Source organism: Brevibacillus sp. MCWH, assembly GCF_013096935.1.
Classification (GTDB): Bacteria; Bacillota; Bacilli; order Brevibacillales; family Brevibacillaceae; genus Brevibacillus; species Brevibacillus aydinogluensis.
Window position 1 is genome coordinate 35975 of sequence record NZ_SDLF01000011.1, and the last position, 11856, is coordinate 47830.

An 11856-nucleotide genomic window follows, 5' to 3' on the forward strand; every position below is an offset into this window, starting at 1 on the left:
CGCGCGCCCACGCTGTTCCTATTGGCTCGCTTTCTGCTTCGCCAATACGGGGTCGAACAGGGTCGGGCCGTACTTTTTCTCCAATCCGTTTATCCACTCGTCTTCGTATTTGGCACGGAACTGGCCCGCCAGTTTATCCTTGATTTTCTCCCGCACCTGTTCCAGAGCGGGCACGGGATTGCCCAGTTTTTCCTTGTTCTTTTCGTAGTATTCCTTGATGTGCTCTTCCGTCACCGGATACGCCTTGTCAAACAGCTTGTCTTTCAGCATTACGATTTTCAGCGCTTCCCGGAACGTCTGCTCGTTGTACCCTTTCTTTTCCAACGATTGGCGGAATGCTTCCTCCGAACCAAGCGACTCCTTCAGCGCCTCCACCTGTTTGTTCAGTTCCGCTTCGTCAATCGTGATGCCCTGCTGCTTCGCTTCCTGGGTGATCAGCGCATCCGCAATCAATTGGTCCATGACCCGTACTCCGTACTTGTGTCTCAACGCGTCGCTGAATTGCGACTCGGTGATCGTCACGTCTCCCACCTTGGCGACAGCCGGATCTTCCGACTCTCCCTGCGAAAGACCCACCACTGCCAGCGCCAGCAGCAGCACGGCGGCAGCCAGGATGGATACATCAAACTTTTTCATCAGGTCGTCCTCTCTTTCTTCCTTTGCACTTCTTACGCCTTTATGTCCATTATGTCATTATAATAGAGTGCAGTTGCGGAAGAAAGATGGAAACACGCTTCCACAACCTTTCCACAAAGGTGACGATTCTGTGACACTCTTGTAATCTTATAAAAAATACTTGGCAAACAAAGCGGAAATGATGGAGGCAAGCACTGGCCCCAATACCGCCCAAATTTGCAAAAACCGCTCCTGCTTTCTCCCCTTGTCTCCCTCGATCATTTTGGTAATATGTTCCATGTCAATTCTGTCGTGGTCCAACAATTTCAGGATAAAGTCCTTGTCCGTGATCCGTTTCAGTTCCAGCTCCGTCTGCAATTTGGTGATTGCCTGCAGCAGTTCGGCCCGAACCTCCTCCATCCTCTCCAGGCGGTGTTCGATGCGCTCCAGCCATGTGGTCGCCACGGACATTTTTCCTTCCAGCTGGTCAATCCGTTCCTCAAACTTGTCCAGGCGTTGATAAATCCGCTGCGCGCTGTCCGTCTCATTTTTCCCCGGCGTCATGGCTCCCACCTCCTCCAGCCTCCTCTTCTTCTACTCTTTATGTATGACAAGCAGCCGTGCTTTGCTTGTACCGCCGCCCCTTGGAGCAGCAGCAACAACAAAACAGGCCCCTCCCATCAGGAGCCTGTCGACAGCCGGGAAAACAGAGGCGCGCGACTGCGGACGTTCCTCACGATTCGATCCAGCGAAAGAGCGGCTCCAGCGCCCTGCTTGCATCCTGGTAACCCAGGTTGTACAAGTCCAGCAGACCGGCCGGATTGCGTTCCACTCGACGGATGCGAACCGGTTGGCTTGGCGTAATCACGAAAGCCCGCTTCTCCTCGCGCAGCGACCTGATCCGTGCCAGTGCCTCATTGTATCGGCGGTGATGATCGAACAAGACGCGCACCAGATTTTTGTACCGGGGAAACAATCGCTCTCCCAGCCAGGACAGGTTGACCGGCTGCCGGACGTACTCTTCCGTCCCTGTTCGCACGACAATGACCCGTTCGTTGCCATCCTGAAGCGACTTTTCAATCGGGATTGGGTCGGCCAGCCCGCCGTCCAACAGCGTCACCCCCTGGTACTGCACCACCCCCGACAGCAGGGGAATGCTGCAGGAAGCACGCACCGCCAGCAGAAATTCCTTGTGCTCGTCTTTGGAAAAGTAGACGCTCTCCCCCGTCTGGAAGTTGGTGGCCGCGACCACCAGCTTTTCCTTGGACTGGGAAAAGACATCAAACGCCAATGGACGTACGTGCCTGCGGATCTCGTCAAAGAGACAGTCCAAGCCCAGCATGCAGCCGTAGCGGAACAGGTTGCGCCACGAAAAAAAGCGCATGTCGCACAGGTGTTCAATGTAGATCGACTTGCCCAGTCCTTTCTCCCGCGCCAGATACGTGAGTGCATTGCAGGCGCCTGCCGAGACGGCCACCACGTACGGGGCGATCAGGCCATGTTCCAGAAAGCAATCCAGCACACCGGCCGTGTAGATGCCTCTCATCCCGCCTCCCTGAAGCACCAGGCCAAACCTGCTCATGCTGCGTCCTCCCTTCCGTCGAGACGGTATCTTTTCGTTAGTATTTCTGGGATGTACACAGACATGCACGGGCAGGCGGTCGTCAAAAGAGTGAGCGGGCACCGTCACACATGCGACCACGAACTTTGTGCAAAAAACAAAAGCACCGTCTGCCATCGACGGTGCTTGTCGTTTTCTCGATACGATTCGGCCCGGCTGCTCCGGACTTATTTCCCCATCTAACGCTCACAAGAGAAAGTCGTTACTTCACCGCGACCAGCAGAAACCGATACGCGGGTCACCACCTAGGATAAAAATTGAAAGAAAACGAAGCCGACGCAGGCTACATTCAACAAAAAGGTAATGCCCATCCCGAGCATCATGCCCTGAAGAATGCCGGTTCGCTTGCGAACCACCATCGCGGTCACGACGATTACCGGCAGCATGTAAACGAGCTGGCTGACCCCGATGAACAGAAAGGCTTCCGGATAAATAAACAACAGCAGATGCAGCAGGGCCGTGATCCCGACCCCGATCCACACATCGGTGGCGTGATTTACCGGCTTGTCAGACATGTCTATCCTCCATTTGCCGTTCGTCTCGTAACGCTTTCAGCACCTCTTCCCTTCCGTCCCGATAGAAAAGGTTGTAGGTGTCAAACGGAATGATCCGCCCGTCGGGATGGACGATGTGGACGCACGACTTCTTGACCGAGCGGACGTCAAAATTGTGCGCGTCCAAAAACTGCATGATGATGACCCGAAACACGTTTTCGTACCCGATCGAGTCGGGCAGGGCCACCTGCGGCAGACAGCAGAGCAGACTTCGCAGCGACAGCGCCGATGACTGCGGTGAATGGCTGGTGGAAAACAGGTGGAAGATCCGTTCTTGGAGTGACTGGTCCTGCTCAAACACGATCGTGTTGCGACCGCCCTCCAGCAAAATCTGCGGATCAATCAGTCCCGTCAGCGGGATGACGTTTCCGTTCAGCTTGAGCGCATACCCCATCGCCAGACAGTCGGGATGACAGGGAACAGGGATGATGTCCTCCGCCGCAAATACGCCGGACTGTTCGATGATCTTCTGCCGCACTTCGCTTAGCGTCAGCCGGTCGCGGGAGGGGTCAAACGCCTCCGTCCGTCCGGCCGACTGAATCGGCTGAAAGGTGACGCCGCGTACGGCAGGCTGCTTAAGTCCGTACTGGATCACCCTGCCGATTTCCCCGTCGTTCACTCCTTTTTTCAGCGTCACCACCAGCGTGGTGGAGATGTTGAACTCATTCAGATGCTCGACGGCTTTACGGCGAATCTCCCGCAGGTCGGCGCCGCGCAGATTCATCAGCGCCTCCTTTTCCAGACTGTCAAACTGCAGGTAGATTTCAAAGCCCGGCATGTATGCCGCCAGCCGCCGGACGAACTCCCGATCCTGCGCGATCCGAATGCCGTTGGTGTTGACCATCAGGTGACGAATCGGCCGCGCCTTGGCCATGTCCAATATGTCAAAAAACTGCGGGTGAAGCGTCGGCTCGCCGCCGCTGATCTGAACGATGTCGGGCTCCCCTTCGTTGCGGACGACCGCATCCAGCATCCGCTCAATCTCCGCAAGCGAGCGCCAGGTAGTCCTATTTGGAGACGATTCCGCGTAACAGATAGGGCACTGCAGGTTGCAGTGGTCTGTCACTTCCACCAGCGTCAGGCAGCTGTGCTGTTCGTGATCCGGGCAGAGCCCACAGTCGTAGGGACAGCCGTAGCGAATCGGCGTGTTCCACACCTGCGGCATCTCCGCCGGTTTGAGGAATTCCCGGCAGCGTTTGTAGTAGTCGACGTCGGTGGAGATCAGCACCTTTTCCCGCCCGTGGCGCGGGCAGTGTTTCCAGAGATAGACCCGCCCTTCCTCGAAGATGACTTTGGCTTCTGTCTTGCGCAGGCATTGGGAACAAATGCTGTTGGTCAGTTCGTAGAAAAGATACGGTCTGTTTTTCGGCATGGTTTACTCCTTTCCGTGCAGCGGCACACTCTTCCGACGCGGCCACTTCCGCATGAGCGACATGTAATAGGCAAGTCCGGCCAGACACGCCAGTTGGATGTTGTTCAGTCCCAGGTAGACGTGCGGCGTCGGTTTGATGAAATCGACGAGAAAACGGAAACTCAGATAGCCAAACATGAAGCACTGAAACAGCGCCCCCTCGGGCAGTTCCCATCGGCCAAGCCTTCGCCTCCGTTTGACTGCGAGCAGAAAGACAGCCAACAGCCCGAGAAAAGCGATTTCGTACAACTGGGTCGGATGTCTGGGCACACCGTCGCCGAAATCCACGCCGGTGATCCAGTCGGTGGGGATGCCGTGGGTATGATCGTCCAGGCCTGTCAAAAAGCAGCCGATCCGGCCAATCGCCATGCCGGTGATGAGGGGAAACACCATGTCGTCTCCAGTGGATTGGCGCAGACCGATCCAATGTTTTGTCAACTCCACGCCAATCAAACCGCCCAACAGGCCGCCCACGATCGTCTTGCCTCCCATGATATACGTCCATTCGTTCCAATGGGTCAGCGTCCTCGCCGGATCTTCCAGCAAAAACAGCAGTTTGGATCCGATAGCCGCTCCCAGCGTGGCCCCGACCAACACCCAAAACGCCTGGTTGACGGGAATTCGCCCTTTGCGCCGCGTCAGCAGATAGAGCCGAAAGCCGATGAAATACGCCAGCGCCTCAAACACAAAGTGCGGATGCAGCCGCAGCAGACCGACGTCAATAAAAACTGGAAAGGTCATGAATATCATCCTGAAAAATTCAATATCAACCATATTAGACGATATTATATCAAGAAATCACCATAGACACACAAAAACTTCCATCCGCCGTCACCCGCTGGTGCCGTTCCCGTCTGCTGACCAGATTCCTTGACTCGCGCACAAATCCCAGCAGCAAAGAAAAACTGCCCCGAAAGGGAAACTGCCCGGAACAGGAAAAAACCGCCCAAAAGGCGGTTTTCCCCTTATTTCTGTCTTCGCTTTTTCGCGGCCAGCAGGCGATTGAAGGTCTCGCCTGTCTTGTCTGCCGGCGTTTTCCCCCTGTCCGTCTGCGCGGCAGCGGTGCTGTCCGTTGCAGAAGCCCCTGCAGATCGGCTGCCGGCGGCGGAACGGCTCAACGCTTCCCCTTGCTCGCTGCTGCCGGATACCTGCGCGGAATGCCCGGCGGGAGGAGCCGCTGCAGCTGACATGCTGCTGTCCGTCGCGGCCCTCGTCTGCCCTGCCACGTCGGCCGTTTCCGCCTCATGTTTGGCTGCCCGGCTTCGTTTCCGCTCTTCCTGCTTTTCTCCCAAGCGGGCAAACACCGACTGGTGGCCTTCATTCCCGGCAGACCCGCGCTTGCGGAAGCGGGCCGCAAGCCGTGTCCACCATGCTTCCGGGAGCTGCAGACGGCGGCTGGCGACATCCAGCGGCCACAGCAGGGCGGCCAGCATCAGCAGCCATTCACCGATCGGCTGCGTATCCCACTTGGCGGGCAGCTTGCCGGTAAACACCTCGTCCGGTCTGGTAATCAGTCTCCCTTCACCCGCCGTCAGCCATTGTCTCAGTTCGCTGTCCCCGTCCCGAGGTAGGCCGTACTCCGGCGAATACGAGACAGTCAACCCGGCGGTTTCGCTTGCCGTTACCTGTCCGTTCGTTTTTTCCGTGATCTGTATCAGATAGCTGCCCGGTTCAGCGGCGGAAAAACGGCCCTCCAGCGTACCCGGAGCCACCGGTTTCAGGCGCACGGCCTCCCGGTTCATCTCCTGGTTGACCACCACCGCTTCCAGTTCCTGCGGCAACTTCTCCCCTTTGGGGACGGTGACGGTTATGACGCCGCTCGTCCCGTCCAACCGGGTCTCTGTCTTCCAGCGGCCCGTCGCGACCTGCGGCAGCGTCCAGGCCACCGCCTCGTTCCACATTCGGCTGTAGCCTGGCCACGTCACCCATGCCGGAGCCCATTTCCCCTCCAGATCGCTGGTCCAGGCGACCGACCGTCCCAGCCCGTACTGCCAGCGGATCAGAATCGGGTCCTCGTCCAGGCTGGTCAATAGCTGTTCAGCCGTCTGTTTTGGCGTCGTCGCCACGTATGCGTGCAGCGGCGGCAAGGGCTGGCGGAGCGCGGACCAGTCGTCGCCTCCGGTGCGCTTCGGCACCTGCGGCTGTTCCACGATATACGTGCGGCTGGCCAGCGCTGTCTCCTTACTGAAGATTTTCGGCACCGACGTCGCGTCTTTGGCGAAGTAGTAGCGCCCGTTTCCCCATTGGGCGATATCCTCCAGCAGCAAAGTATCGGCGTCATCACCGACGGCCACGGTGGACACGGTGATGTTTTCGCCCGCCATCTGCTGCAGGAGCGCCTGATAGTCACTGCTTCGGCCCGACTGTCCGTCGGTCAGCAGGATCACGTGCTTCCGCTTTGTCTGCATCGTCTTGATCCGCTCGTACGCCATCTGCAGCGCCGGGAATATATCCGTGCCGCCGTCGGCGAAAATGCCGCCGATCTGCCGATGGATTTCGTCCAGGTCGGTGACGGATCGGGGCGGAACCACTTCCCAGGGACTCCCGTCAAACGCAATGACGCCGATCTGATCCTGCCCGTTCAGCATCGTGGTGGCCCGGATCGCCGCTTCTTTTGCCAGCTCCATCTTGTCCACGCCGTGCGCGTCCGCAGACATGCTCCCCGACTTGTCGATCACCAGCACCAGTCCCAGCGAGGGCAGATCTTCCTTGCCGCGCAAATCCATATGGACCGGCAGCGCTTCCTCGATCGGGGTCTGCAGCCAGCCGCCCATCCCAAAGCTGTTGGAACCGCCGGTCATGATCAATCCCACACCTAGATCGCGGACCGCCGTCCGTATCCGCTCCATGTCGGCGTCGCTCAACTGGGTGGCCTCCACATCGGCGAGGATAATCGACGCGTACCGCTTGTATCCGTCCAGCGCCTTGGGCAAAAGTGACGGGTCCTTCACGTCCGTCTTGATGCTGCCTGCCGCAAGCGCGCTGACCAGGTTTTTCGCCGCGCCGGGATGTCCCTCCAGAACCAGCACGGTCGGGGCGCCTGCCACCTGCGCGTACGCGTGTGCCTGGTTGTTGGTCTGTACCGTGTCACGCTCCGGTTCGATCTCGACGCGGTAGCGCTGAAACCCTTCCTGCAGCGCTTTTTGCGTAAACAGGAAGCGGTTTTTCCCCTTTTCCACCTGTATGGTCTGCCGGCCTGCTTCCCGATTCCCCTCGTACAGGCGGAGCGTTGCCCGCGTGGCCGTCGTGCTTTCGACGTCCACCTTGATCGCGTACTCCTCGCCTGCGTACAGCCGCTCCGGCACCTGTACAGCCGTGAGCACCACTTCTTCTCCCTGCGGCTGCTGCAGGGAAACCGCTTCGACGGCAATGCCCCGTTCCGCCGCCAGCTTTGCTTCCCGCGCGGCATCGCCGTGCGTGGCCAATCCGTCCGTCAGGAGTACGATTTTGCCTCGCGCATGGCTGGGGATCATCGCGGCGGCCAGGCGGATCCCTTCGGCCAGATTGGTGGCATGCCGGTTCACTTCCACCCCGACCGGCTGCACGTCCTGCCGGGTCGTCAGCGGCTGGTCTACTGCCGCTTCCGCACCGACAGCCACCACGCCGAACTGATCTTCGGCCCGCTTCTCCTCCACCGCGGCGCGAATGAATTCGTACACCCTCGGGTCATCTTTCATCGACGCCGACCGGTCGACGACGACCACCACTGTCTCCGCCCGCACCGGATGGAGAAGCTGTGTCCCGGCGAGCGCCAAAATCAGCAGGAGAAAGACAGCACCGCGCACGGCAGCGATCAGCGTCTTGCGGCTGTTCGGCATCCTGCGCTGGCCGCGCCACCAGGAAGCAATCATCCAGGCGGCGGGAATCAGCAGGAGCAGAAACCACGGCTGCTGCACGTCAATACCCACGTTGATACACCCTCCATTCCGCAAACACCACCAACAGTGCCAGCGCCGCCAGCCACCCGGTCAGCTCCCGGCTTCCGGCAGCCTGTCCGTCCTGCGGCTTGGCTTCTCCTTCGCCGGCCCCGCTTCTTCCAACCGTCAGCGAACGCGGCGCGATGTCCGACTCCGCCTCGTCCATGTGAACCGCAAAGTAACGGACCTGTGCCGTTCCTGCGACTTCTTCCGTCAACCGGTACAACCCCGTCTGCTCCGGAACCCGGAACAGCCAGGTCGTTCCCTGCGCCTCGACGGCCTGCTCCCGTCCGTCCGGGTAGGTCAGCGTCCGTTTTTCCGCTCCCGGCGTCAGCGGAATCGCCAGCGTCTCTCCCGGAACGGCGGGGCCGATCGGAACGTTCTGGGCGGACGACAGCCAGGAGGCCACATTTTGCATGAAAATCGGGAACGCCGGCCGCAGCGGAAAGTCGGAATCGTGCAGGTCAAAGTTGACGATGACACCCTTTCGTCCCGCCAATGACCCGGCCAGGACGAGGTTGGTGTCTCCTGCCTTCACCAGCGGCCGCATGCCCGGCATTTCGCTTACCACGGAGGTCCGGGCCACGTGCACGTCCTGCCAATCCACGTGCTTCACGAGCGGATCGTCCGGCCGGAGTGTTTCCGGCCTGTGCTGCACAGCAGCTGCACCGGTGTACGGCAGCCAGTCTGTTTTTCGATCGGGAGCGATCACCAGGATGTTCCCCTCCGGCAGCCGGTCGGGCACCACGCCGTCAAACACCCACACGTCGGCCCTCTCGGTGCCATCCGGCAGCTCGGAGCGCGTCTCCACTTCCAAACGGCCGACTGACTGCAGGGCCTGGTGCAAAAACCGGTTTCCCTGCGGACTGACCAGCACGGCCCGCCCTTTTCCGGCTGCAAATGGCACGCTCCACCGCTCGTTGTCTTCCGCCAGCCCGTCCTTTTCCGGTTCGATCACCGCCCGGTAGACAGGGGCGGCGGGCAGGCGTTCAAAGGTAACGGTGCGGGACGCCCCGGCCTCCACCGCAAACTCGCTTACGTCCAGCACTTGTTGCTCGGGGCCGTAGATCGTCGCCCTGCCCCGCACGGGCTGACTGCCGTAGTTGTCGATCCGCAACAGCCCTTCTGTCCCGCCTTGGCCCGGCTGAGTAACAAAGGCGCCGATTGCTGCGTTTTCTTTTGCCCGACCCGCTTGCACAAAGCGATACGGACCGGATACTGCCAAGGCGCTCTCCTGTTCGGCCGCGCGGGCGGTCCCGCCGTCGCCAAACCACATCACCCCGCTGCCCGGCTCTGTCGCCGTGATCGCCGCGGCCAGCGACAGGGCCGCCTGCTGATCACTCGTCCCCGGACGAGGCGCCAGCGATTGCAGTGCCTGCAGCAGCGCCTGCCTGTCCGTACTCTTGGCCACCAGAACCCGCGGCTCCAGCCCCGCCTCGATCAGTGTGATCGCCTGCCCGCCGCTCAACCGTTCCACGATGCCGCGAGCGGCATCGACGGCCTGCTCAAAGCGGGAGTGCTCCCCTTCCCTGGTCAGCATGCTGCCGGACGTGTCGATGACAAGCACGGTATGGTCGGCAATTGCTCCCGCCGTGGGCACGGCCGGACGGACCAACGCCAGCACCAGCAGGACGGCGGCCAAAAGTTGGAGCAGAAGCAGCAGGTTGCGCTTCAACTTTTCCCACGGGCGCACCGCTTCCCAGCTCTGCAGCGTCCGCTGCCACAAAAGCGTGCTGGGCACCTCCAGGTCCTCCGTGTTCCGCTTGAGCAGGTAGAGGGCGACAATGGCCGGCACGATCAGCAAAAATCCCAGATTGCCCAACGCCATCCACTGCATGACTGCCTTCTCCTCCTCTCTACCGAATCAACCCTGCCTGCCGGAACACCCGAAAGACCATTTGCTCCAGCGGCGCTTCCGCCTCCACCGCTGTGCAGGCGATTCCCCGCCGGTAGGCGAAATTGGCCAGCTCCGCCTGATAGTCCCGCACGGTCTGTCTGTAGTGGTCGACGAGCTGCCGGGTAAGCGACACCTCTTTAAACTGCCGCGTCTCGCTGTCGATCAGCCGCCGCTCTCCCTCGTACGACGGCTCTCGTTCGTCTTGCGCCAGTATCTGAACCAGCGCGACCTCCTGCCGGGCAGCCTGCAGATAGGCGATGCCCGCTTCATAACCCGTTTCAAACAAAAAGTCGGACAAGACGATGGAGATGCCCGGTTTGCCCCGCACGGCGCCCGGTGATCGGAGCGCCCGGTTCATGTCACCTGTCCCGCCCGCCTGCAGCCCGGAGAGAAAGGAGAGCAGGTGGGCCGCCTTGTGTTTCCCCTGCAGATTGCACAGCGACGCCGTCACCTTCTGGTTAAAGGCGTATACCGACACATAGTCCAGATGGCAAAGCGAGATATAGCCCAGTGCGGCTGCCAACTGCACCGCCCGTTCCAGCTTCCGGGGTTCCCCGTAGGCCATCGACCGGCTGCAGTCGATGTACAGCGTGACATGCAGTTCCTGCTCATCGAGAAATTTTTTCAAAAACAGCTTTCCCGAGCGGGCGTAGGCGTTCCAGTCCAACTGCCGCAGATCGTCACCGGGAGCGTACGGCCGGTAATCGGCAAATTCCAGCGAACTGCCTGTCCGTTTGGAACGTCGTTTGCCCGCGTGGGTGCCGCTGGCCATCCGCCTGCTCAACACCTGCATCCGCTCCAGCCGGCTGAGCCACGCCGGGTCCAACAACTGCCCGCTCATGCCTTGTCCTTCTCCAGCGCGGCCAGAATGTCGGTGATAATCCGGTCAGGGCGGATGCCGTTTGCTTCCCCTTCAAAGTTGAGAAACACGCGGTGCCTGAGCGCCGGCAGCGCAACCGCGTCGATGTCTTCGTAGGCCAGGTTGAAACGGCCGGCCAGCAGGGCGCGCACCTTGGCCAACGCCACCATTGCCTGCACGCCGCGCGGTCCCGCCCCGGAACGGACGTACCGGTTGACCGACTCCACCGCCTGTTCACCGGGATGGGTGGCCAGCAGCAATTTGACCGCGTATCGCAGCACCGGATCAGCCACCAGAATGTCGCGCGCCGCCTGCTGGATCTCGGCGATCTCCCGTGCGGAGGCCACCTTTTCCACAGACGCCGGCTGTCCCGCCGTCGTCCGCAAAACGATCTCCCTCAGCTCATCCTCGCTGGGAAACGGCACGTCGATTTTAATCAGGAACCGGTCCATCTGCGCTTCCGGCAGCGGATAGGTCCCTTCCTGCTCCAGCGGGTTTTGCGTCGCCAGCACGAAAAACGGCTCCGGGAGCGGCCGCGTGCTCCCGCCCGCAGAGACGGTCCGCTCCTGCATCGCCTCCAAAAGCGCGCTCTGCGTCTTCGGCGTAGCCCGGTTGATTTCGTCAGCCAGCACGACATGGGCGAAGACGGGGCCTGGTTGGAACTGGAACGACTGCTGCCCCGTTTCGTCCACGCGCAGGATGTTGGTCCCCGTGATGTCGGTGGGCATCAGGTCGGGGGTGAACTGAATCCGCTGAAACGACAGTTCGAACGCCTGCGCAAGCGTCTTCACCAACAGCGTCTTGCCCAGCCCGGGCACGCCCTCCAGCAGCGCGTGGCCGCCGGCAAAAACCGCCCAGAGCAGCTGCTCCACCACGTCTTTTTGCCCCACCAGCACTTTTCCGATCTCCTGCCTCACCCGTTCCACCCGGCTGAGGCACTCTTCCACTGCATGTTGTGTCATCGCCACGTCTCCTTGCTTCA

The 11856-nt window shown here is 60.5% G+C and carries 10 protein-coding genes; all 10 read right to left on the reverse strand.

Features of this window, described 5'->3' with window-relative positions:
- Positions 1 to 18 precede the first annotated feature (18 nt).
- Positions 19 to 636: a SurA N-terminal domain-containing protein gene (locus ETC00_RS11675; RefSeq protein WP_171566263.1), complete on the reverse strand. Its 618-nt coding sequence runs from the start codon at positions 634 to 636 to the stop codon at positions 19 to 21.
- 147 nt (positions 637 to 783) lie between these two features.
- A complete protein-coding gene (locus tag ETC00_RS11680) occupies positions 784 to 1179 on the reverse strand; it encodes a hypothetical protein (protein ID WP_171566343.1) in 396 nt (131 codons plus the stop codon).
- A 169-nt stretch (positions 1180 to 1348) separates the two neighbouring features.
- On the reverse strand, positions 1349 to 2197 hold the full coding sequence (locus ETC00_RS11685) for a patatin-like phospholipase family protein (protein WP_171566264.1): 849 nt from the start codon (positions 2195 to 2197) through the stop codon (positions 1349 to 1351).
- 284 nt (positions 2198 to 2481) lie between these two features.
- Positions 2482 to 2751, reverse strand: coding sequence for a hypothetical protein (locus tag ETC00_RS11690; protein WP_171566265.1), 270 nt, complete (start codon positions 2749 to 2751; stop codon positions 2482 to 2484).
- Positions 2744 to 4162: a radical SAM protein gene (locus ETC00_RS11695; RefSeq protein WP_171566266.1), complete on the reverse strand. Its 1419-nt coding sequence runs from the start codon at positions 4160 to 4162 to the stop codon at positions 2744 to 2746. The genes ETC00_RS11690 and ETC00_RS11695 overlap by 8 nt, the downstream gene beginning before the upstream one ends.
- Positions 4163 to 4165: 3 nt before the next feature.
- Entirely contained in the window at positions 4166 to 4942 is a 777-nt protein-coding gene (locus ETC00_RS11700) for a prolipoprotein diacylglyceryl transferase (RefSeq protein WP_171566267.1), read from the reverse strand.
- A gap of 224 nt (positions 4943 to 5166) precedes the next feature.
- Complete coding sequence (locus ETC00_RS11705; RefSeq protein ID WP_171566268.1) at positions 5167 to 8109, reverse strand: VWA domain-containing protein; 2943 nt, start codon at positions 8107 to 8109, stop codon at positions 5167 to 5169.
- A complete protein-coding gene (locus ETC00_RS11710) occupies positions 8099 to 9955 on the reverse strand; it encodes a VWA domain-containing protein (RefSeq protein ID WP_171566269.1) in 1857 nt (618 codons plus the stop codon). The genes ETC00_RS11705 and ETC00_RS11710 overlap by 11 nt, the downstream gene beginning before the upstream one ends.
- A gap of 19 nt (positions 9956 to 9974) precedes the next feature.
- A complete protein-coding gene (locus ETC00_RS11715) occupies positions 9975 to 10856 on the reverse strand; it encodes a DUF58 domain-containing protein (protein ID WP_171566270.1) in 882 nt (293 codons plus the stop codon).
- Positions 10853 to 11836, reverse strand: a complete 984-nt coding sequence (locus ETC00_RS11720) for an AAA family ATPase (protein WP_171566271.1) — start codon at positions 11834 to 11836, stop codon at positions 10853 to 10855. The genes ETC00_RS11715 and ETC00_RS11720 overlap by 4 nt, the downstream gene beginning before the upstream one ends.
- Positions 11837 to 11856 lie beyond the last annotated feature (20 nt).

Excerpts from the sequence above, each read along its gene's own strand:
- ETC00_RS11695 (WP_171566266.1), bottom strand. The coding sequence starts at position 4,162 with ATGCCGAAAAACAGACCGTATCTTTTCTACGAACTGACCAACAGCATT.
- ETC00_RS11715 (WP_171566270.1), bottom strand. The coding sequence starts at position 10,856 with ATGAGCGGGCAGTTGTTGGACCCGGCGTGGCTCAGCCGGCTGGAGCGG.
- ETC00_RS11710 (WP_171566269.1), bottom strand. The coding sequence starts at position 9,955 with ATGCAGTGGATGGCGTTGGGCAATCTGGGATTTTTGCTGATCGTGCCG.
- ETC00_RS11700 (WP_171566267.1), bottom strand. The coding sequence starts at position 4,942 with ATGACCTTTCCAGTTTTTATTGACGTCGGTCTGCTGCGGCTGCATCCG.
- ETC00_RS11685 (WP_171566264.1), bottom strand. The coding sequence starts at position 2,197 with ATGAGCAGGTTTGGCCTGGTGCTTCAGGGAGGCGGGATGAGAGGCATC.
- ETC00_RS11690 (WP_171566265.1), bottom strand. The coding sequence starts at position 2,751 with ATGTCTGACAAGCCGGTAAATCACGCCACCGATGTGTGGATCGGGGTC.
- ETC00_RS11675 (WP_171566263.1), bottom strand. The coding sequence starts at position 636 with ATGAAAAAGTTTGATGTATCCATCCTGGCTGCCGCCGTGCTGCTGCTG.
- ETC00_RS11720 (WP_171566271.1), bottom strand. The coding sequence starts at position 11,836 with ATGACACAACATGCAGTGGAAGAGTGCCTCAGCCGGGTGGAACGGGTG.
- ETC00_RS11680 (WP_171566343.1), bottom strand. The coding sequence starts at position 1,179 with ATGACGCCGGGGAAAAATGAGACGGACAGCGCGCAGCGGATTTATCAA.